The following is a 22,495-nucleotide window of genomic DNA, read 5'->3' on the forward strand; positions in this document are numbered from 1 at the left end:
AAATAAATTCATGAATGGATTCTTTGGTGATATGGTTCGTGCCTCTGGTCAGTTCTTTCAACTTTTCATACGGCTTCGGATAACCTTCCCGTCGAAGAATGGTTTGAATGGCTTCTGCCACTACGGCCCAATTATGTTCGAGGTCATTTTGTATAGCAGTTTCGTTGAGCAAAAGTCTGGATAAGCCTTTTTCGATGGAAGCAATGCTTATCATGGTATGAGCAACCGGTACTCCGATATTTCTCAGCACCGTTGAATCTGTCAGGTCGCGCTGCAAACGGGAGATGGGAAGTTTGGCAGAAAGATGTTCAAACAAAGCATTCGCAATTCCCAGATTTCCTTCAGCGTTTTCAAAATCAATCGGGTTCACCTTGTGGGGCATGGCGGACGAGCCTACTTCGTTCTTATTTACTTTCTGTTTGAAATACTCCATAGAGATATAAGTCCACAAGTCGCGGCAGAAATCAATCAGAATGGTATTGATGCGCTTCATCGCATCGAAGTGTGCAGCCAGATGGTCGTAGTGTTCAATCTGTGTGGTGTAGTGGCTGCGGCGCAGATGCAGAATGCGCACCACAAAATCATTGGCAAACTGCACCCATGCAATCTGTGGATATGCCACATGATGTGCATTCAGATTACCGGTAGCCCCACCAAACTTAGCGCTATATGGTATTTGTTCAAACAGGTGTATTTGATTCTGCAAACGTTCAACAAAAACCATCATCTCTTTTCCCAAACGGGTGGGAGATGCCGGTTGCCCGTGCGTATGAGCCAGCATAGGGATAGATTTCCAGTCTTCCGACAGTTGCTCGATTTGTTCAATCAATTTCTTGATAGCGGGTAAATAGACTTTCTCATTCGCCTCCATAAAGGAAAGCGGGATAGCGGTGTTATTAATATCCTGCGAGGTGAGTCCGAAATGGATAAACTCTTTCCATTTCCCTAATCCAAGCTCATCAAATTTTTCTTTCAGAAAATATTCCACCGCCTTCACGTCGTGGTTGGTTACCTTTTCGGTGTCTTTTATTTTTTGTGCATCCGCCTCCGAGAAATTCTTGCTGATATTCTTCAGAGCAGAAAAACTCTTGACCGGAAAATCAGCAAGCTGTGGCAAAGGGATTTCGCAGAGGGCGATGAAATATTCAACCTCTACATATACCCGATAATAAATCAATCCATATTCGGAATAATAGCGGGCAAGAGATTCGGTTTTGCTTCTGTATCTGCCATCAACGGGTGAGATGGCATGGAGCGGATTTAATGGTGTCATAGCTTTAGCAAAGATATAAATTTAAAGCCCGCAGGTCTTTGATTTCCAACTCATCGAATCTTCATACTGCTCTGTGAAACTCTGTGTAGTATTCAAGAATTCTGACTACGCGGAGTTGCTCAGAGAAGGCACAGAGAGGCGCAGAGGAAAATATACAGAACTCGGTTTGATAATTCTTAAAACCTGATTTTATAGGAAGGAAACGGCATCTTGAACGGATTAGATGCTTTGAACAAAACCTTGCCGGTCGGGTCTTTCTTGCGCATTCGGGGCAGGTCGGCATCCAGCGAAAATTTCAACAAACGATAGCGGGTCAAATCATTGCGGTTATGTTCTTTTCCTTCTTTGTCCAACCATTTGTTTTCAAATCCTCCATAAACATTTTCAGTACCATAACCAACGGAATAGCAAAGCCAGTCCGGTTTAATACGCGGGATAAATTTGGAAGGATTGACAGAAAGCCAAAAGGTCATGCCGTTGTAGTCTTTTATGGCACGCTCCATCATCGTCTTTCCGAAAAGATTATCGGCCCGTTCTGCCAATTCGCCCTCTTTATGTTTGTATGGAGCAAAAGAATATTTGCAAAGAATTCGTTGCTCTTCCCAAAGAAGAAATTGAGTCATGGCAAAAGAAGCGCCTATAAAATTTGCCAGCAGGTCGCTCCACGAAGCGCCCCATTTTTGTGTAAAGCCATCCCAAACTTCGTTGATGCTTTGAAAACCCATGCCAAGAAAGGCAGCCGTAACAGCCGAGCGCTTATTATCCATGCCTCCCCATCGCAATAGTTCATAAGCCCAAACCGTTTCAAAATAGGCTCCGAAGATATGACCTGCCTTATCCATCTGGTTCCATTCCCTCCGGTCGTCGAACCAATGGAACTTGGTCTGTTTGTATAAACGATACCAACCATAATACAACCAAACAAATGAAATCAAATACAAACCAGCAACCGTAGCACCAATGATGGATAGCCTGTGTTAGTCGGGATGTTCTGCATTTTTTACCAGCGTATCAATCTTGGTTGCTAATGCTCCTTTTTGCTTTTTCCGAATATAGTCGGCATAAACAACGTAAAGAATCAGGAGGAGTAGTATGAGCATAGCCGCTCATCAAAGAGAATAAAAAGAATTAAATATTGGATGCCATCACCCAAAATGATGGCATCCAATATTAACTATGGCTTCAAAGCCTCGGTCAGGGCTTTGGATTCCCAATCTTTCCAGGTACCCATTTCAAAAATACCTTTGGCGAGTTTGAGGTTTTCAGGCTTTGCTATTAAAACTTTAAGTGTTCTAATAGCCGGGCCACCCAATCGGGTATTGCTGCTCAATGCGGCGTTAAATAAATTGCGAACGAGTGCGTCGTTGCAAAAAACCAGTCGCTCTGCGGCCCCCATAGCTTTTACTCGAGTGAGAAATTCGTAGCGATTAGAAGTATATTCTACCAACTGATCTTGTTCGGTCGTTCCGGCTTTGGCTTCTTTAGCTGCGATTTCCAACCAAGTAATTCTCACGTTGTTATTATGCCCCATTACTCCTTTCGTTTTATCAAGATATACCTTGGCTTTTTCTGGGTAAAGTTTGTAAAGTTTGCGCAGGGTATTTTCAATAGTTACATAAGAAGAATCTGTCAGTAAATTTTCCACATCGGCCACAATCGCATTAGGGAAGGTTTCCAGATTATCTACCACAGCTCTTCTCACAGTGAGGTCTTTATCGTGTAAAGCTCTGTTGAAAAGGCTGATGGATGCAGCGTTATCATCTTTTGCAAGCTGCGAAATGACCTCGTTTTTGATCACGTTGAAAGTTTCCTTATTGAATAGCCGGATTAACAAATCTCTCTTTTGATCAAGGCCTGTCTCCTTCAATGCGGCAAGAGCATCATAGCGGTCAATCATGTTTTTGGCATTCAAAGCCTGAGCAGAAAGTTCTTCAAAGTTTCTCTGGAATTCCAAGGTTTTTAAAACATTTGACTCCGGGTCGAAGAGCGTATATTCCACCGGGCTATCATTGGGCGCGCTGACATAAACCGTGTCAGACGCATGGCTTAACCAAGCTTTCTTTGTGGAGGAAGATCCATCTTTGAAAAAGACTTGAAAAAATATCGGCATTTTGAAGTAGCCAGTCAACTCATCGGTCTTGTGAGTTTGGTTCACATAGAAAGCTACTCTATCTTTTGGCGTTCATAACTCACTGAATAATTTGGAACTCCGGCACGATATACCCACTGATCGAAAAACCAATCGAGGTTGATTCCGGCGGTTCTCAAAAATGTCATCATGAAATCATGATTGCTCACGTTATCATAAGCATGTTCTTTAAGATAATTAGCGATGCTGCGTCTAAATACCGAATCGCCCACTACATATCGAATCATATCAATCACCGAACTTCCCTTGGGATAATGACGCGCCGAGCCACCCTGACTATGTGCCACCGGGAAACGATCCTTTTTATCTGCAGCGATGGAAGCATTTGCTTCGCCGCGCTTTCCCCACTGATAAGAATCTTCCCCGTTTACTGTTCTTGTAAACTGTTTGGCATAATAGGTCGCAAAACTTTCGTGCAGCCAGTGGTCGGTAGAGCCGTACTCGGTAACATAATCACCAAACCATTGGTGCGTTAATTCATGTGCGTTCGTGCCGAGGTATTGACGGTCCATCTCCATCCGTGCATCGTTCAAAGAAAAATCACCATAGACGGTAGCGGTGGTATTCTCCATCGCACCATACATAAAGTCCTGCACCGGTATGTTGGCATAGGTCAGCCAGGGGTATTTGGTTTCCAATTCAGTAGAAAGCCAGTCCATCATCTCGGCACTGTATTTGTAGGTAGGCGCAACCGTTTGCGGAAGGTTGTCATAATAATATTGACGAGACACCATGCCGTTCTTGCTCTTGTAGTCTTTGTATTTATACTTGTCAATGGCCAGCATAATCAGGTAAGGAACCATCGGCTTGTTCATGGCATAATGCCAAGTGGCTGTTCCATCGGCATTATATTTCTTGCTTTTCAGGCTGCCATTTGATACAACGGTATAGCTTGAATCGAAGGTGATTACTGTTTCGGTTATCATTTTATCGTTCACGAAATCATAGCAAGGAATCCAATAGCGGTTGTCGGTCAGTTGTCCTTGTGTCCATATTTGTTTGCGCGTGAAGTAGCGATCGCCATCGGGGTTCTTGGCGTTTACATTCCAACCTATGAAATATAAACCCCGGCGAGGAGTGGCTTCATAAGTAATGTCCAGTTTATAGCTTTTGTTCCAGTTCATAGCCTGAAGGAAACGGATGGTAACCCCTTCGCTGTCCATAGCAAAGGGAGTTTCTTTTCCATCAAGCAATACTTTTTTTATCGCAATATCCGGTGCATTCAGGAACAGTGTGTCCACGACGTACTGAATAGGCCGGAAGTCGTATTTCACATTGCCAAAGACAATACCTTCTTTGGTATTGAATTTCACGCTCAAGGCCATTTTGGTGAAGTCAACGTTATGGTCGTGTGGTTTGCCGCCTTCATCGCGCAGGTAGCAGATGGAGGTGTCTTGGGCAGAAGTCGCAAGAGACGAGACGCAAGACATTAGACACAAGACAAGGGACAGGAGATAAATGGAAAGACGTTTCATGTTTATGATGTTTTATTGAGGCGTAAAGAAATTGTAATTAACGAATAATGAAAAGGGTATGAGGTTAAAATTCATTTTGGCCTTTCTCAGGGGACTTATAAGCTCGTTTACAGCAAAAATCTTCACTTATAGTGAAAATTTTTGCGTTTTTGGTAGGGCATGAACCCGTACAATTTCCTGTTTTAGGACTCTGATTTTCAATTTTAACGCGTTCATTTTTGATTGCTATACGCTTCTTTCAAATATCAATGCGTTTGGCTCCGGCATAAGTGCGTTTATTTCCCGTCATCATAGCTCTAATTTCCTCTTTTAGTGCATTGCAACCGGCCAGAAGCGCGTTGCGCTGAGCCGTAAGCGCGTTGTTCACCACGCATAAGCGCGCTTATCTTTGCCATAAGAGCAATAATTTTCGCCAGTAACGCATTGCACTCAGTCATCAACGCGTTTAGCACTGGTGTAAACGCGTTTATTTTTGGGGGAAATGGGTAGTATGGCCTATATTCTGGGGAGAATGCAAGTCGGAGAATGCTTTATTAATATTTTCAAGTGCGCAGAGCTAACAATGGGAGAACTGGTCTACACTAAATCGACACTCCTTAATTTTTTAACTTTGCAACTTAAAAATGACCATGAAAAAATTTGCAAATTTTATTGTTCTTCTAATCGTGACAGTTGCAACAAGAGGACAACAATCATATCCCATCACCTTCAATCATGACGGTCTAACTGTTAATGGAACATTCACAATTCCAAATGGGACAGGACAATTTCCAACTGTAATTATTAATGCGGGAAGTGGCGCAAGTGACAGAGATGGAACGATTCCAATGTTAGGTGCTAATGTTGCTTGTCTTTATCCTGACTTGCTCAACGACACGCTTCGACCTTATAAAGAGCTATCTGATGCCTTGGTTGATTCTGGCTATGCGGTTTTGCGATATGATAAATTAGAATATACCTATCCAACAACTCTTGGAACCATTACATTTCATAAGCTTTGGTTGCCGGTTGAAAGTGCTATCAATTATGTTAAGACACGCGATGATGTAGATACAAGCAATATCATTCTTATCGGACATAGTGAAGGTTCTAGCCTTATTCCTTTCATAGCCAAAGGAAGAACCGATGTGAAGGCGTTAATATCCATTGCAGGAGCAAGGACACCTTTTGATTCCATATTGGCTTATCAACTTGTAAATATTGCTCAAACTTGTGGAGGAAATGTTTCACAAGCGCAATCGCAGGCAAATCAGATTTTAAGCTACTTCAATATCATTAGAACTAATACGTGGAATGGAAGCACATCACCTTTATTTGGAGTTCCTGCAAGTGTTTGGTATGACTATTTCCTTGCGACAGATTCCGTTGCTATTAATTATAATCTGGACAACCTTCCAACTCTTTTTACAGGAATGGGACTGGATATAAATGTTCCTCCAGCAGAGTTAATACGCTTTCAAAACGAAGTCACCATCACAAACGATTTTTGGAGTATTCCCGGACTTGTTCACTATATGACCCCTAACAATGATCCTCATGTTTCACCCGTTCTAACAGACACGATAATTTACTGGCTTCGTCAGCATGTTCTAACGACCGGTATCACCCCTATTAACTCACCAGACCGTTATTTCCATATCACACCAAACCCGTTCAATACAGACTTTTCTATTTCCATCGAGAAAGAGAATGTGACTAATTTGAGCGTTTCACTTATCAATATTTTTGGGCAAATAATGTTTAGTGAAACCGATGAAAATATGCAAGGCAAATTTACTTCTACGTATTTAACGGGGGCACTTCCATCAGGTATATATTTTCTAAACATTTCTGCTGACGGACATTCTATGACAAGGAGAATTGTCAAACAATGATATGCGCGACCATCTAGCGCGAGCATCCGCCCGTGCCAAGTTCAGAGGTTCGAGCGGATGTTTTGTATCGGTCGTTCCTAAGGAACTTAAATTAGATGCTGTTTATTGACTACCAAACGCATAGCTCCTACGGAGCTAAATAAATCTACAGCAAAGTTTTGCGAGAATTTTCTGAGGCAATCTTTCGCTGCCAAAGGCATGGATTCCCATTTGTATTTCTGGTTTTATAAATACACAAAGGAAGATTGCCACGGCTTTTGCTCTGTTTATTATTTGGGAAAAAGCCTCGCAAGGACAATCTATTTGATTACCTCTCGAGGTAAGGCTGGACAATTTTCTCCGCCGGAGGGTACCAAAATTTTATTGGGCAGAAATGATTTTACCTGTCTTTATTAATTGGTCATCTTTTTGAAGTTGCCAGAAATAAAGGCCGGATGATGGCAGGTGGCAGATTGTTTCTTGCGCTGTCAGGTAAATTGACTGAATTTCTTTTCCAACGCAATCATAGAGGGTGAATGTGGAACCTTGTAAGGATTCATTCACCTTTAAAGAAAACAGGTCGGATGCAGGATTTGGAAAGAGGGTTACTTCCAAATTGTCGTCCAAGTGTGTAGCTTCAGTAATGAAAGGATAGGTAACCGTAGCCGAATCGGTAATTCCTTCGCTCAGATTTATATACATGCCCGATGGCGAGGATTGAAGTTTAGCCGCGCGAACCATGTAGTAATAGAGTCCATCGGTTCCCACAGAATCATAGAATGTATTGGAGGTGAGCAGCCCGCTAATCTGTTCGTAGCGGCTAAAGGCAGTGGTGCTTTTATAAACATAATAGCCCAGCACGGTATCAACAGAAGCCGTCCAGTTGAGGCTTGCTCCTAGCGGAGCGGAGGCGTGGGGAGTAGCAGTGAGCTGGGTAACGGGAGCCACCACATCTTGTTTTAAGGTGAGGTCGCCCATCAGCGCCACGTGAACGGAACGGACGCCAAAGTTTCCGCTATAGAGGTAGGGATTGTTTTGTGAAAGCCGGGCAGAGAAACCGATATGTTCGCCCATAGCCATGTGATGAAAGAACCAATATGGCCGACCGGCCCAGCAACAAGTCAGCGCCGGTTCATCGGCACAAAGCGGAGCGCGGAGGAAATTGTTCTGCGAATTCCAATCGCCGAAGTAGCTGCCAAAAAGCATGGTGAAAACAGCGTTGACAGATTTGGTGGCAAAATTAGTTGTACTTCCTATGCCACCGGCGCTGTTAAAAGAGCCTCCTCCGCAACCATAAGCCCATTGATAGGAAGCCGTATCGAGCGTAGAAATAAAATCGCGATTGAAAATATTCTCGCGACCCAGAAGCGGAGCAAAATTTCGATAGCCGCAACTGGCAAAGGCTTCGCCACTGAATACTCCAAAATTATCATCTACCAGCCCACGATGTACCGGCTCAAATAATTTGTGACGATAAGCGTGGTCTTTATCCAGATAATTCTTCATCAACTGTACTTCACTTCTCGGAATGGAGGGCATGTTATAGAAATCCACGCGGCTGATTTCAAGTTCCAGATTGGAAGGAAGGTTGCTTTGGTCAAACTTTCCGTCGCCCGGAATATTTTTATTCAGTGCATAGGATGAGGTAGTGTCATTTACAGAAATATCTGTCCAAGAGGAGTTAATGTCTCCATAATACGCATCGGCGGGCCAGGCACCGCGGTGGTTAGAGTGGCCATCAGGATTTATGTCGCCGCTATAAGGCACCGGTATATGTCCCAGTAGTAACACCGCCTTTGTACGTGCAGAATCTTCTGCCACCACATTCAATATTTTCGCTTTGACCGAAGGTACAAGTTCGTTTCTTCCCATCACCATTTGCTTCACCTGCCAACCATCGCCACTGATGTCTTTCATCAGACGTTCTATCTGCACCGGAAGGGAATCTGCAAAGAGTGAATCAACCAGCAACAGAAGTATCCCTTTGTCATGCACGGCAGGCAGACGCACCGCTGAATAGATATAACCCGCCAAAACTCTGTTGTAGGCAGCTTTTTCCACTTTATATTCATAAGCAGAATCCACAGAAACATTGTTGTCAACGTAAAAGGTATCTGAAGGCGTGAGCGTCGCGAGAATGATTCCCCAACTGGTTGCTTCTTTGGTTTTTCGATACACTTTATAGGAAGTAGCGCTATCCGAATAAGGCCATTGAACAGTTACCTGGGGTGGAACTAGGCTCGTCGTGGCGGTCAGCGGAACCAGATAGTCTGCCGTGGTTTGGGAAAAAACAAGTAATACATTGACAAACAGAAACAGGGTCAGTAGAATATGTTTCATCTAATGGAAATTTGTTTTCAGAATAGTACTTTGATGCTAAAAATAAATAAAAATAGGTACCTCAATTTTTAAAACCAAAACAAGAATACGTTTTATTGAGTCTATTTGAAAGATAAGGCGAAGAAGCCAGAAGTTGCTAGTTTGATCTGCTACTCATCCACCTCGTTTTATCTAATCCAGAAAAAATATCTTCGCAACCGTGAAAATCACCGAATCGCCATCTCTCTATCGTCATCTTGAAAAGATGACCACGAACGAATTGTTGGCTAATATCAATATCGAAGATCAAAAAGTAGCTGAGGCAGTAAAAAAGGTGATTCCCCAAATCGAAAAATTGGTAGTTGCCGTAACTGATAAAATGTTGAGTGGAGGAAGACTCTTTTATATCGGCGCTGGTACCAGTGGGCGCTTGGGCATTGTAGATGCTAGCGAATGTCCGCCTACTTTCGGAGTTCCACATGGTTTGGTCATCGGTCTAATGGCGGGAGGCGACAGTGCCATCCGCAAAGCGGTGGAGTTTGCAGAAGATAGTAGAGAACAAGGTTGGAAAGATTTACAGGAATATAGCGTGAATCAACGCGATGTGGTGGTCGGAATTGCTGCATCAGGTCGAACACCTTATGTAGTAGGCGCGCTAGATCTTTGTAGAAAGAACAACATCCTGACCGGTTGCATTTCCTGCAATCCCGATTCACAGGTAACGCAACATGCCGACTTTCCTATAGAGGTGATTACTGGTCCCGAGTTTGTGACCGGCAGTACCCGAATGAAAGCCGGAACAGCACAGAAACTAGTACTAAATATGCTGAGTACGGCTGTAATGATAAAGTTAGGAAGAGTTGAGGACAACCGGATGGTGCACATGCAACTGAGCAATGAAAAGCTAATTGAACGAGGAACTAAAATGGTGATGGAATCAAGTGGATTAGATGAAACAAAAAGCCGCGAACTGTTACTGAAATACGGAAGCGTAAAACAGGCGCTAGAAATCTATCTGAAGAAAAAATGATGATGAAAAAGAAAGCACGGGGAAAAGACTATCCTAGTTTCGGACACAAGTATATCCCTGACTTCTGTAAGCCTCAATTGTGAGATTCAGCCCTTGGTTTTTGTCCGGAAAGTCTTTCGTACATAATTCGCGAACGTCACCGTTAAAATTACAGGTGTAGCACTTAGAACAAGAAGAAAAAGAAAAAGATAGTAGAGATAGAATGGCAAAGCAAGCAAGAAAATATTTCATTTACACGAATTTATCTGCCGACAAATTTGACAGAAAGAATGGTATTTCCAAAATTTGCCTCATGACGTATAGATTATTTAAAAGCCTTTTCTATAGATCGGTTGGAATGATTGTGGTTCTTTTGCTGTTTTCATCTCAGGCTCAGACTCAGGAAATATCTTCCACCGACAGCTTTGTATACTTCTCCCAACTTCCTAATGGAATCAACTTTCTGTTAGCTCCCCGCGAAAAGGATAATAAAGTTGAAATCAGCTATTACATAAAGGTGGGAACAGTTTATGAAAACGATACTATCAGCGGCATATCTCATATTCTTCAAAGCATTCTGGCAGATAAAATTGCCTCTTATCTTCGCAATGACCAAAACCCAGTTTCGTTTAATAATACAGCGCTTAAAACCTTTGTAACACCCGAGCTCTCGGTTTTTCAGCTTTCTACTCCGCCCTCTAAATTCTCTGATTGCCTTCGATTATTGCGCGATTCCCTAAACTATGCTACGGTTTCAGATAAGGAGATAACCAATAAAGCAGAACAGGTAAAAAAGGAGTATGCTGAAATCGGCAGAAGTTTTCGCGATGAATATATGCTGAAATTGAAACAGCATATCTACCGATATGAAGCCGATCGTCAAATCCAGACTGGTGATACATCTGACTATGTAAACATCAATGAAAAGAATATGGGGAGTTTTTACCATAAATATTATGGTCCTAATAATTCCATAGTCAACGTCATCGGCAAATTCAACCTCTACGCCCTTCAAGATACCTTAACAAAGGTTTTTAACCGCGTTCCCAGACTAGAGTTTGATCCTGAATCCATCACTAAGATTTTTGATTTTAAAACGATGGTGTACACCTCACGCTTTTCAATAACCGCTCCGGAAGGAGTGGAACCGGAGATAAAAATATCTTGGATGTTTCCGGGAGCTCGAACAAACGCTGCTTCCAGTCATTGCGGATACCTGCTCACCACTCTGTTGAACGATGAAAACAATTATATTCAGGTGAAGGCACGCAAGATGGGTTGCAAAATGATGCGAGCAGAGTACGATGGCTATAATTTCAGTGGCATCTTTACGGTTACACTTAAACCAGGTAAAGAAAATTTCCTACAGGTTTATGAATTTGTTAGGGGGGAGTTGTTTAAGATGGATAAGATGCTGATAAACGAAAGTATGATGGCTGCGGCGAAGGTTAATTTTAAAAATTGGTTTGAAAAATTCCATCTCACGAGCGCATATCCTTCACAGATCACCCGTTTCTGGGTTTATAACTATGAGAAATACCTGCCAACTTTGTCGGACAGTGTGATGAATATATCCGAGAAGAGAATGCACAAATTCATCAATGAATACATTAATGAAAGTGCACGTACTACTGCCGTCATTGCGAGCGAATCTGACTATGTCGCTATGAAGCTCGACTCCGCCATGGTAGCATTCAACGATTCTATTCTAAATTTATCATTTACCTATCCTCAAAATGTTACCGATCTAGAGGGAGAGGAAAACTTGAATAAACTAAACATTCTGGTGCAGTGGCTTCGTGAAAATCCGGATATCAATGTACAAGTAAATGGAATGGCTGACACCAAAGAAATAAACATGATGAAGGATCGAAGCGTATTAGCTTTTATTGATACAATTCCTACTTTCGAGCGAGTAAAAGGTGATTTTTTAATTAGATCCATGATGCGTACAGAAATGCTACGTGCTTTAAAAGTTGTCCGGCAACTATATCTACATGGGATTGAATTGAACAGATTGAAAGGTACTAGCATGGCCTTTCGATCCAAAACAAAAGAGGAGGAAGATGAAAACAGAAGATGTACGCTTTCATTTGAAAAACAGAAAGTCAATTATACCTTGCGTGAACAATTCTATGAATCCGCAAAATAAAAAACGGAAGATCTAAAGACTGAAAATTATTTATGCAAAGAAAAACATGTAAAGAGTCGGTCGTTGTAATGACTGAAATAGTATTGCCAAATGACACCAACGTACTGGGCAATCTGCGGGGAGGGAAAATTCTCCATTGGATGGATATTGCCTCAGCTATTGCTGGTGGGAAACATTCCAACGCTGTGGTGGTGACCGCATCGGTAGATAATGTGTCTTTTGAAAATCCGATAAAATTGGGTGATGTAGTGACTATTACAGCTCGTGTTACTCGTACGTTCAATACCTCAATGGAAATACACCTAGAGGTTTGGGCTGAAAATCTCCCCTCCCAAAACCGTTATAAATGTAACGAGGCATATTACACCTTCGTGGCATTGGATAGCAACGGAAGACCCAAAAAAGCAACTCCCTTAATTCCCGAAACGGAAGATGAAAAGAAGATGTACGACTCTGCTTTAGCCCGAAGAGAACTAAGACTTGTGTTGGCCGGAAGGCTTAAGATGGACGCAACAAAAGAATTGAAAAAAATGTTCGAGGTTCCTATTAGTTAGATTTAGTGACCGCTTTATGTGCTTTCCTCTTTCGTATAGTGCGATGTGCATACTCTTTTGACATCACACTGATGCTGCCATCCACTTCAAGAACTGCTAGATCTACTTCTTCTATTTTCTCCACTCCGTGTTCCCGTACTACCGCATGCAGTTCATCATTAGTCAACATGGATTTGTTTAAATTCTCTTCGAGAACATTTCCTCTATAAATCAGCATCATAGCTCTTCCCTGAATAGCGTGGCCTACAGAGGGGAATGATTGCAATACCCACTTGAATAAATAATTAATAAGGAATAATCCAGTTGCGGCAGCCAGTCCGCCTATTAACGAGTTGTCCGCACCGACCATAGCGTTTTGAACTGAATTGCTAATGAGCAAAATAAATACTAAGTCCATAACCGAAAGTTGGGCAAGTTCTTTTTTCCCAAATAGGCGAATAGCAAGCACGATAAAAACATAAACCGCAATGGATTTACCTATAACGATGAAAATAGATAGTGCGTCGAAGTCCATAGGTTCAATTGAAGTTTTTAAGCCAATAACTGAAACACCCCAACCTCCATGCGATGATGGCAAAAGCATTATTTCCATTTTTATACTCTTCCACTGCGTGTTTTGCTTCAGAAACATTCAGCCAATCCATGGCGCTATAATCTATATCCATCAAGAACCGCAGCGGTCCACTTAGCCATTGTTTTTCTCCCGGTGTAACAAATCCCTTTTTATCCTTTCGAGAATAAACAACTTCGGGCAGAATCTTCTTCATGGATTCACGCAGAATATATTTCGTTTCCGCTTGCTCATTAATTCGGTCTTCACGCGATAAAGTGAAAGCAAATTCCACTAAACGATGATCTAGAAAGGGAACTCTCGACTCCAAAGAAAAAGCCATCGAGTTCCGGTCTTCAAAATGAAGAAGGGTTGGCAATGTAGTGCTCATCAAAGTGTGGTAGAGAAAATTATTGAAGCGGTCGCTGGTCTTATCTTCAAAATTTAGATCCTTTTTCTTCTCCTTTAAAAATCTATTGACACGTGAATATTCTAAAGAATACATCCTGTTTTCGTTGCTAAAGGCTCCCGCAATACTTCGCATTAAAAAATCTCTCCGTTTTGAAACAGCAAACTGCTCCCGTTGGCTCAAATTGTTCAAAAGGCTCAATCCTTCTACAACTTTGAAAGACGAGAACAACTGTCCAATAACGCGATAAAACGAATGAAGATATCCACCCAGATATTCATCAGCCCCTTGTCCATCGAGCAGCACAGTAACTCCCTCATTTTTGGCTAACTGCATCAGAAAATACTGTGAAATAAAGGATGAGCCAGTCAAAGGAACGTCCGCATGATAAGCCGCTCGGTGAAAGCAATCAGCAATCTGCGTTTCGTTTGGTGAAAAATAATGTGGCTCTATGTTCGGATACTTTTTCACTACCTCACGTACAAAGGGTCTTTCATCCACATCGTTTTCATAATAAATAGAAAACGACTTCATCTTTGCCTCAGGAAATAAAGTAGAATACATCGAGGAAATTGTCGAAGAATCTAATCCACCGCTCAAACAGGTTCCGCTTTTTACATCACTCCGAGAGTGCATCATCACTGACTCACGGAATAACAAATAGAACTTCTCCTTTTTATCTTCCCATGAAAGATTTGAAGTTTTTTGGCTGAAATCTATATCCCAATATCTTGAAACTGTAAGTATCCCTCCCTGCCACACTATGTTATGTGCTGGCAAAAGGGACCACATATTCTTATAAAAAGTCTCTTCCTTATAAACTACTGATGAAAACTGAAGCGCCCGCTTAAACTGTTCCAAGTTTAATGTGCGATCAAAATTCGGGATCTCCTTCAGTGCCTTATATTCTGAAGCAAAATAAAAACTCGCGCCTCGCTCCACATAATAAAAGGGCTTGATGCCAAATCGGTCGCGCGAACAAAAAAGCTTTTGCTCCGATCCATCCCATAAGGCAAAGGCCCACATGCCCATAAACCGCTGTACGCAATCTTCCCCCCAGCATTTATAAGCCGCGCATACCACCTCGGTATCACTCTGCGTCCTGAACCGGAAGCCTTTCCCCTCCAATTCCTTCTTAATCTCTAAATAATTATAAACCTCTCCATTAAAAATAAGCACCACACCCTCATACTCAAAAGGCTGATTCGCTTCATCGGAAAGGTCAATAATCTTCAGGCGGTTATGCCCCAGCGTAACGCCCCCTTCACTCCATACATTCGAAGCCTCGGGCCCCCGATGCACAATCTTTTGCAGCATCCGATGTGCCGTTTCCCGGCCTGCATCCCCTGTCAGCGAACTGTCAATAAAACCTGCGATACCACACATGGACGGCGAAAATAGGCAAATTGGAACTGGTTAAATCACAAACAACCATGTATCCAACAATAATTCTTTACCATAACGAAATTTCCGGTGAAGACTATTTTTAGGATAGGTTATGTATTGCCTTACAAATTTTTATACTAGAATTAATCGTATCAGCCTACATATTTAACAATAACATGTAAAGAATCTGGTTGGATTTATCCTTTACAAGCCATTCCCTCCAATAAATATTTCCTTAAAACCCAAACAGCCTCAAAGGGAGGTGGTCTATTCGTATGACAGATTGCCTAATTGAAAAAGATATATTTGCACCCGCTATGAGAAAGGTATTCTTATTACTATCAGTTTTTGCGCTCTCGGCTAGTATATTTTCATGTAGAAAAAAAGGCGAGATTCCTCCTGAAATAAAGATGGAGGCTGAGATGCTCACAGACACAACAACTATCGAGTTTGTTGATTCTGTAGATTTCTTTTTTGACACTATTACTGCGGGAGATAAAGTACAACACACTTTTCACATTAAAAATACAGGCGATAAAAACCTAATCATCGCACGCGCTTTTGGCTCCTGCGGATGTACGGTGCCGGAATATCCAAAAGACCCTGTTAAGCCTGGCGAAACTGCTGCAATTCACGTAACCTTCAATTCGGAAGGGAAGCTAAATGAACAAAAAAAGCAGGTGACCATAGTTTGTAATACCGAAAAGCGTAATGAAGTAGTTCTCCTTACGGGTTTTGTAAAAGAAAAAAATTAAGAAAATAGGAAAGATGGATCAAATAGGGTTATTGTTTTTGGGGGGGATGTTTGTGGTAATGTGGTTTTTCTTTATTCGCCCGCAGGCCAAGCAAGCAAAAATGGCTAAAGAGTTTCAAAACAATATTGAAAAAGGGGCTAAAGTAGTGACCTCTGGAGGTATTCATGGTAAGATTTTAAAAGTGGATGAGGGAACTATATTGTTGGAAATAGACAACAATGTAAAAATGCGAATTGAAAAGTCGGGTATCTCGCTTGAATTGACCAAAGCATCGTATGGCGACAGTGAAAAGAAACCCGAATCAGAAACAAAATAATCTGTTAAAAAAACCAACCAATCAACGGCACTAAGAAAATATATCTTAGTGCCGTTTCGTTTTATATAAGATGCTGAAAGTTGGAATTACAGGCGGTATAGGTAGCGGCAAAAGCACGGCCTGCAAGATTTTCATGGAATTGGGAATTCCCGTCTATAATGCTGACGAGCGCGCCAAACATTTGATGCAGCATGAACATTATCTCATTGATGAAATCAAAAGAAATTTTGGTGATGACATATACGTAGATGGGAAATTAGTACGAGAACTTCTGGCAAATAGGGTATTTAATAATGAAAAAAAGATGGCTTTGCTTAATTCCTTGGTACATCCGGCTGTTTTTCGAGACACAGAAAGATGGATAGAGGAACAAAAGAAAACTAAGTCTCCTTACGTCTTGAAAGAAGCCGCCTTATTAATTGAGTCGGGTTCATATAAGAATCTGGATAAATTAGTCGTAGTGACTGCCCCGCTTGAATTGAGAATTAAAAGAGTGGAAAAACGAGATAGTGTTACCAGGAGTCAGGTAATGAAACGAGTTCAACATCAAATGCCCGAAGAAGAAAAATTAAAACTGGCTGATTACATTATACAAAATGATAACGGTCTGGAACAATTGAAAGAGCAGGTGCTCCTAATTCATCATAAACTATTAAAAAATTAGTATGCATGAGATTGAACCATATCATTACTGGCGCGACTATTATATATCTGCGGAGGATAAGTTGTCTCCTTTTTATAATCGCAGATATAGCGAAATGGAATTTAGCAATCAGATATACAATTACTTAATCCATCCCCAATGGGATTTCTTTGGATCTTCCACACTTTATTGCAAAATTCTCTTCGCTGATTATGAACAAGGCTTTGCTGTGATAGAATTAATTGGAGAATGGAACGATGCGGTACATAATGATATTATGGAAATGAAGCGCGGACTTATTGATCCTTTGATTGAAAATGGAATCGTCCGTTTTGTCATCATTGCGGAAAATGTATTGAACTTTCACCACTCTGATGAACTATACTATGAAGAGTGGTATGATGACATCAAGGATGATGGTGGATGGGTGGTAATTTTCAACCTGCGGAAACATCTATTGGTAGAAATGCAGAAAATTCGATTACACCATTATATAAACATCAATGAAAATTACAGCGACATCTTGTGGCGGAAATTCAAACCAATGGATCTGCTCGACCTTGCAGAAAATCTTCTTTTGAAGCGCTTGATTTAAACCAGATGCTGAAGCATCTCCTGCCTTACTTTTTCTCTCAGTGCAGGTAAATCTTCAATGGTCATCCCCTTAGTTTCAATTGGTTTACTCCAATAAACCTTTACGGTTCCCGGGAATAGCTGAATCCCATTGGGATCGTTCAACTTCTTGGTGTTTGTAAGAGTTTGAACTGCAATGGGCATTTGCGCCATAATTGCCACCCGGAATGCCCCATCTTTAAATTCCTTCAACGGCTGCGTTGTCCTGTTCCTGGTGCCTTCTGGATAAATAAATATGCTCTCCCCCTTCCGAAGCGTAACTACCATGTAACGAAACGACTTTTCCCTGCTTTCTTTTTTCCCACGCTCTACTACAATAGCCAGCATCTTAGTCATATATCCAAAAAACGGGACCTTGAGTAGTTCAGATTTTGCCAAAAACTTCGCCGGCTGGGGCGTGGATGCGGCTCCAGCAATAATATCCAACTGCGCCGCATGATTGGCAACAATCACGAAAGTCTTTTTGGGATCTATGTTTTCTTTTCCGTAAACCTTAAGTCGAACACAAAACATAAAAAGCAGAAACCGTCCCAGATATCGAAAGTTAAACCAAATACATGGCATAGCCATCTCTTTACCTCCAAAAAAAAGGATCAAACTATAGATTGGAGTCAATATCATCATGGTAATCATAAACCATAATGCGCCCCACATAGCCCAGGCAAAACCGAAAGCAGATTTCAATATCTTCATCTTATTCTAATGCTCGTAAATAAAGTTGGATAGTATTTTCAAGACCGTAATACAAACAGTCACGTACTAAAGCATGTCCGATAGAAACTTCTAGGAGATTTGGTATGCCCTCTTTAAAGAAATGAAGATTATTTAGGTTCAAATCATGTCCCGCATTGATACCGATGTTTATTTCGTTGCAAAACTTTGCAGCCGCAATAAAATCTTTAATGGCTTCTTTTTTGTCTTGATGAAAGGTATGAGCATAAGGGCCTGTGTAAAATTCGATGTGATCGGCACCGGCCTTCTTGGCTTGTTCTATTAAATTATTGTCTGGGTCAATGAAAAGAGAAGTTCGAATGTTGTTCTTCTTCAACTCAGCAATAACCTCGTGCAATAGGTTTTGATGCTTCACCGTATCCCATCCGTGGTCAGAAGTTAGTTGACCAGGTTCATCCGGAACCAAAGTGCATTGGTGTGGTTTTACTTCATTCACCATTTTCAGAAAATCAGGAGAAGGATAACCTTCAATATTGAATTCTGTTTTCACAACTTTCTTCAATTCATAAACATCACTTCGACGGATATGTCTTTCATCTGGACGTGGATGAACGGTGATACCTTGTGCTCCGTAGCGTTCGCAATCCTTCGCAAACTGAACTAGGTCGGGAATATCAGAACCTCGTGCATTGCGCAATAGCGCTATTTTGTTGATGTTGACAGAGAGTCTTGTCATGCGTCAAATATCCAAAAATATTTTGCACATCGCTCCCAATAAAATAAAAAGAGCAAGCCATTTTGGACTTGCTCTTGATATTCACTATTAACAGCTAACCGTTAGCCGATCAACCAATTTTAATATCTATAAAGTTCAGGTTTGAATGGCCCAGTCTTATTTACACCAATATACGCAGCCTGCTTTTCGTTCAGTTCTTCCAGTTCCACACCAATCTTTTCTAAGTGAAGCATGGCAACCATTTCATCTAAATGCTTAGGCAATGTATAAACCTTGTTCTCATATTTTTCGTTATGCTGCCATAGTTCCAACTGAGCCAGTGTTTGGTTGGTGAATGAGTTACTCATCACAAAAGAAGGATGACCGGTAGCGCATCCCAAGTTCACTAATCTTCCTTCTGCGAGGACGATAATGTCTTTTTTATCAATCGTGTATTTATCAACCTGTGGCTTAATTTCATCCTTGGTCTTTCCATAAGTACCATTCAGCCATGCCATATCAATTTCATTATCGAAGTGGCCGATGTTACAAACCACCGCGTTATGCTTCATAGCGCGGAAATGTTTTTCCTGAATGATATCACAGTTGCCGGTAGCGGTTACGATGATGTCAGCTTCTTTGATAGCCGTATCCATCTTCTTCACTTCATAACCTTCCATCGCCGCTTGCAAAGCACAAATCGGGTCAATCTCGGTTACGATGACACGTACACCAGCATTGCTCAATGAATCTGCAGAGCCTTTTCCTACATCCCCAAATCCTGCAACCACAGCTACTTTGCCAGCCATCATCAAATCAGTAGCGCGGCGGATTGCATCTACCAATGATTCGCGACAACCGTATTTGTTATCAAACTTTGACTTAGTTACTGAATCGTTAATGTTTATCGCTGGAAGTACCAATGTTCCGTTCTTCTCTCTTTCATACAAACGATGAACGCCTGTAGTCGTTTCTTCAGAAATGCCCTTGATACCCTTAACTAATTCGGGGAATCTGTCGAACACCATGTTCGTCAAATCGCCACCATCGTCCAGAATCATATTCAGAGCCTTGCCACCTTCAAAAGCAAAAAGCGTTTGCTCTATGCACCAGTCGAATTCCTTTTCATTCATCCCTTTCCAGGCATAAACCGGAATACCCGCTGCCGCAATAGCTGCTGCTGCATGGTCTTGTGTAGAGAATATGTTGCAAGAACTCCAAGTCACATCGGCACCCAGTTCTTTCAGGGTTTCGATCAAAACCGCCGTCTGAATCGTCATGTGCAAACAGCCAGCAATGCGCGCTCCTTTCAAGGGCTTCTCTTTGCCGTGTTTGGCACGAAGCGCCATCAATCCCGGCATTTCGGCTTCTGCTAATTTGATTTCCTTACGACCCCACTCGGCCAAGGTCATGTCCTTTACTTTGTATTTCACTTTTGTTTCGCTTGTTGTTGACATTAGTTATATATTTTTTGAGGGCGCAAATATAACATTTAGCCCTAAAACGCTTTATACTTGCGGAGATATAAACATCTATACCCTATGCAAGACCTTCAAAATGTTCAACAACAGATAGAACAAGCTTGGCAAAACCGAGAACTATTAAAAAATGAAGCCACGCAGGATATTATTAGAGGAGTGATTGACCTGTTAGACAAAGGATCTATTCGCATTGCCGAACCAAAAGAAGCGGGCTGGCAAATCAATGAATGGATAAAAAAGGCCGTGATTCTTTATTTCCCTATTCAGCAGATGGAAACAATGCATGCCGGACCTATGGAGTTTTATGATAAAATCCCTTTGAAGAAAAATTTTAAAGAACTTGGTATCCGGGTGGTGCCTCACGGCATTGCCCGATATGGTAGCTATATTTCCAAAGGAGTGATCCTTATGCCTTCTTACGTAAACATCGGTGCCTATGTGGATGAAGGAACGATGGTGGACACTTGGGCAACGGTCGGCTCATGCGCCCAAATCGGAAAGTACGTGCACCTGAGCGGAGGAGTAGGCATAGGCGGCGTGCTGGAACCGGTACAGGCCGCACCGGTTATTATCGAAGACAATTGTTTTATCGGCTCGCGCTGTATTGTGGTCGAGGGCGTTCGCATTGAGAAAGAAGCGGTGCTTGGCGCCAATGTAGTGCTCACCATGTCCACCAAAATTATAGATGTAACTCAAACAGAACCCAAAGAATATAAAGGCTATGTCCCCGCTCGCTCTGTGGTCATCCCCGGAAGTTATACCAAGAAATTTCCTGCGGGCGATTATCAGGTGCCTTGCGCCCTCATCATCGGCACCCGAAAAGAATCAACCGACAAAAAAACCTCTCTCAACGATGCTTTGAGAGAACACAGTGTGGCAGTGTAGGCTTTCACCATCCTTTTGTTATCGTCAGCGTATAGCTCGTGTTGGGGGATACTAACAAAAAACCTTCCAGGCCTTTCGACCTGGAAGGTTTAATTCAAATCAGCCCGCTGGTGGTGATTCGGAAGGCGATTTCGGTAGCACGGGAGGCTGTTTGTTTTAAACGGGAGGCGATTTGGGAGAAACGGAAGGTTTTTTAGGCAAGACGGAAGTCATTTTAGTAGGGACGGGAGGCTTCGGAGGTGACACGGGAGCCGTTTTCGGACAGACCGGAGGCCTTCGCGACCATCCCGGAGCCGATTTCGGAGGCACGGGAGGCAGCCGTGGAGAGGCGGAAGGCCGGGAAGGGGGTAGAAATGGCGGTTTTTTAGATAAAAAGGGCTATTTCAAGCTATCTGCGGGGTCTTTTTAGCATTTATATTTATTGGAAAGAGAGACTCTGTTGGGGGATTTTTTCCTCGCCCGGCCATCTTCTAAAGTGATTTTCATTTTTTGGTAACCCATTCCTGTTTCAGGCAAATTGATTAGTTGCTGAACAATGGTTTCGGGAAGTTCTATTCTGTTTGCTTTCATAGCTTAGTTAAAGGTTTCGTAAATAACTCGACAAGGTGAAATTAACTCCGCCATTTATGGCGGAGGGCCGGGATGGATATAACGGCTTTAGCCATGATTTTTGAAATTATATTTTCTCATGAAATCATCATATTCTTTCGTGAAAGTGGTCTTGGCATGATGTTCTTCTTGTCCGTCAATATAGGCGCTCACTTTATCTAACATAGATTCGCTGACTGACACAGCAAAATATTCATCAGCCCATTCAAATTTGATCTTCGTCAGCTTTTGTTTATTTATCCAAAATGCTGATTCGCCTTTTATAAGTTGCAAACTCTTCGCAATGGTCATGTCAGCATTTAATCCAAATAAGCAATGAAGATGTTCTGTGTGACCATTCAACCGGTCAATAAAAATTTGCTTGTCACGCGCGTTTTGGCGAATGTGGTCAATAACCAAAGAGCGGATTTCTTTGGTCAAAAAATGGGTTCTGTTCTTAGTTCCCCATACGGCGTGAATCATGACTTTAACGTGGGACATAGGTTTTCTTGTTGAACGATTGCGAATATAAACTGTCAGGGCTAAAGCCCCGTATATCTATCGTTTCTTATTCTCCGCTCTAAAGAGCGGAGTTAATATTCAGGGCTAAAGCCCTCTATCCCTTCTTCACTGTCTCCCCATGCTAAAGCATGGGGTTTGGACATATACATTCTCATT

General features: G+C 42.0%; 22 protein-coding genes. 10 read left to right on the forward strand and 12 right to left on the reverse strand.

Translation table 11 applies throughout. The annotated features are described in order from the left end of the window. From purB to IPP77_13820, 4 genes are all read right to left on the reverse strand, one after another. A partial coding sequence (purB, locus tag IPP77_13805; GenBank protein ID MBL0310699.1) for an adenylosuccinate lyase occupies positions 1–1,273 on the reverse strand: 1,273 nt, incomplete at its 3' end. Positions 1,274–1,449: 176 nt separating this feature from the next. Next, on the reverse strand, positions 1,450–2,214 hold the full coding sequence (locus IPP77_13810; protein MBL0310700.1) for a DUF2279 domain-containing protein: 765 nt from the start codon (positions 2,212–2,214) through the stop codon (positions 1,450–1,452). A 233-nt stretch (positions 2,215–2,447) separates the two neighbouring features. Then, complete coding sequence (locus tag IPP77_13815) at positions 2,448–3,428, reverse strand: hypothetical protein (protein ID MBL0310701.1); 981 nt, start codon at positions 3,426–3,428, stop codon at positions 2,448–2,450. An 8-nt stretch (positions 3,429–3,436) separates the two neighbouring features. After that, the gene (locus IPP77_13820) at positions 3,437–4,897 is read right to left on the reverse strand and encodes a M1 family metallopeptidase (protein MBL0310702.1); all 1,461 of its coding nucleotides are present in this window, start codon (positions 4,895–4,897) and stop codon (positions 3,437–3,439) included. A gap of 629 nt (positions 4,898–5,526) precedes the next feature. Here IPP77_13820 and IPP77_13825 point away from each other — a divergent pair. Further along, positions 5,527–6,771, forward strand: coding sequence for a T9SS type A sorting domain-containing protein (locus tag IPP77_13825; GenBank protein MBL0310703.1), 1,245 nt, complete (start codon positions 5,527–5,529; stop codon positions 6,769–6,771). Positions 6,772–7,131: 360 nt separating this feature from the next. Here IPP77_13825 and IPP77_13830 read toward each other — a convergent pair whose 3' ends face one another. Next, entirely contained in the window at positions 7,132–9,090 is a 1,959-nt protein-coding gene (locus IPP77_13830) for a T9SS type A sorting domain-containing protein (protein MBL0310704.1), read from the reverse strand. A gap of 187 nt (positions 9,091–9,277) precedes the next feature. Between IPP77_13830 and murQ the strand changes: the two genes are divergently transcribed. The 3 genes from murQ (at position 9,278) to IPP77_13845 (ending at position 12,784) form a co-directional block, all read left to right on the forward strand. Beyond that, entirely contained in the window at positions 9,278–10,099 is an 822-nt protein-coding gene (murQ, locus tag IPP77_13835; GenBank protein MBL0310705.1) for an N-acetylmuramic acid 6-phosphate etherase, read from the forward strand. Positions 10,100–10,301: 202 nt separating this feature from the next. Beyond that, positions 10,302–12,230: an insulinase family protein gene (locus IPP77_13840; GenBank protein ID MBL0310706.1), complete on the forward strand. Its 1,929-nt coding sequence runs from the start codon at positions 10,302–10,304 to the stop codon at positions 12,228–12,230. Between the two features lie 32 nt (positions 12,231–12,262). Next, entirely contained in the window at positions 12,263–12,784 is a 522-nt protein-coding gene (locus IPP77_13845) for an acyl-CoA thioesterase (GenBank protein MBL0310707.1), read from the forward strand. Here the strand turns inward: IPP77_13845 and IPP77_13850 are convergent. Beyond that, entirely contained in the window at positions 12,777–13,298 is a 522-nt protein-coding gene (locus tag IPP77_13850) for a DUF421 domain-containing protein (protein MBL0310708.1), read from the reverse strand. The genes IPP77_13845 and IPP77_13850 overlap by 8 nt on opposite strands. 4 nt (positions 13,299–13,302) lie before the next feature. Then, positions 13,303–15,129, reverse strand: a complete 1,827-nt coding sequence (gene asnB, locus IPP77_13855) for an asparagine synthase (glutamine-hydrolyzing) (GenBank protein MBL0310709.1) — start codon at positions 15,127–15,129, stop codon at positions 13,303–13,305. Positions 15,130–15,446: 317 nt separating this feature from the next. Here asnB and IPP77_13860 point away from each other — a divergent pair, with 317 nt between their 5' ends. The 4 genes from IPP77_13860 (at position 15,447) to IPP77_13875 (ending at position 17,438) form a co-directional block, all read left to right on the forward strand. Further along, on the forward strand, positions 15,447–15,884 hold the full coding sequence (locus IPP77_13860; protein MBL0310710.1) for a DUF1573 domain-containing protein: 438 nt from the start codon (positions 15,447–15,449) through the stop codon (positions 15,882–15,884). 13 nt (positions 15,885–15,897) lie between these two features. Then, positions 15,898–16,200, forward strand: a complete 303-nt coding sequence (gene yajC / locus IPP77_13865) for a preprotein translocase subunit YajC (GenBank protein MBL0310711.1) — start codon at positions 15,898–15,900, stop codon at positions 16,198–16,200. A gap of 70 nt (positions 16,201–16,270) precedes the next feature. Beyond that, positions 16,271–16,864 carry a dephospho-CoA kinase gene (locus tag IPP77_13870; protein MBL0310712.1) on the forward strand — a complete coding sequence of 198 codons (594 nt, stop codon included), beginning with the start codon at positions 16,271–16,273 and terminating at the stop codon, positions 16,862–16,864. Between the two features lies 1 nt (position 16,865). Beyond that, the gene (locus tag IPP77_13875) at positions 16,866–17,438 is read left to right on the forward strand and encodes a hypothetical protein (protein MBL0310713.1); all 573 of its coding nucleotides are present in this window, start codon (positions 16,866–16,868) and stop codon (positions 17,436–17,438) included. On the opposite strand, the gene IPP77_13880 is transcribed toward IPP77_13875, so the two are convergent. The 3 genes from IPP77_13880 to IPP77_13890 all read right to left on the reverse strand — a co-directional run bounded on the left by IPP77_13880 (position 17,435) and on the right by IPP77_13890 (position 20,320). Beyond that, positions 17,435–18,169, reverse strand: a complete 735-nt coding sequence (locus IPP77_13880) for a 1-acyl-sn-glycerol-3-phosphate acyltransferase (protein MBL0310714.1) — start codon at positions 18,167–18,169, stop codon at positions 17,435–17,437. The two genes, IPP77_13875 and IPP77_13880, sit on opposite strands and share 4 nt — an antisense overlap. Position 18,170: 1 nt before the next feature. Next, positions 18,171–18,884: a pyridoxine 5'-phosphate synthase gene (locus IPP77_13885; GenBank protein MBL0310715.1), complete on the reverse strand. Its 714-nt coding sequence runs from the start codon at positions 18,882–18,884 to the stop codon at positions 18,171–18,173. Positions 18,885–19,003: 119 nt separating this feature from the next. After that, entirely contained in the window at positions 19,004–20,320 is a 1,317-nt protein-coding gene (locus IPP77_13890; GenBank protein ID MBL0310716.1) for an adenosylhomocysteinase, read from the reverse strand. A gap of 84 nt (positions 20,321–20,404) precedes the next feature. Here IPP77_13890 and IPP77_13895 point away from each other — a divergent pair, with 84 nt between their 5' ends. Both IPP77_13895 and IPP77_13900 read left to right on the forward strand, forming a co-directional pair. Next, entirely contained in the window at positions 20,405–21,229 is an 825-nt protein-coding gene (locus IPP77_13895; protein ID MBL0310717.1) for a 2,3,4,5-tetrahydropyridine-2,6-dicarboxylate N-succinyltransferase, read from the forward strand. 172 nt (positions 21,230–21,401) lie between these two features. Next, positions 21,402–21,638 (forward strand): hypothetical protein, encoded by a 237-nt coding sequence (locus IPP77_13900; protein ID MBL0310718.1) that lies wholly within the window; start codon positions 21,402–21,404, stop codon positions 21,636–21,638. Here the strand turns inward: IPP77_13900 and IPP77_13905 are convergent. Both IPP77_13905 and tnpA read right to left on the reverse strand, forming a co-directional pair. Continuing rightward, entirely contained in the window at positions 21,635–21,799 is a 165-nt protein-coding gene (locus IPP77_13905; protein ID MBL0310719.1) for a hypothetical protein, read from the reverse strand. The genes IPP77_13900 and IPP77_13905 overlap by 4 nt on opposite strands. A gap of 87 nt (positions 21,800–21,886) precedes the next feature. After that, positions 21,887–22,318, reverse strand: a complete 432-nt coding sequence (gene tnpA, locus IPP77_13910; protein MBL0310720.1) for an IS200/IS605 family transposase — start codon at positions 22,316–22,318, stop codon at positions 21,887–21,889. Positions 22,319–22,495 lie beyond the last annotated feature (177 nt).

Source organism: Bacteroidota bacterium (assembly GCA_016722375.1).
GTDB lineage: Bacteria > Bacteroidota > Bacteroidia > Chitinophagales > LD1 > Bog-950.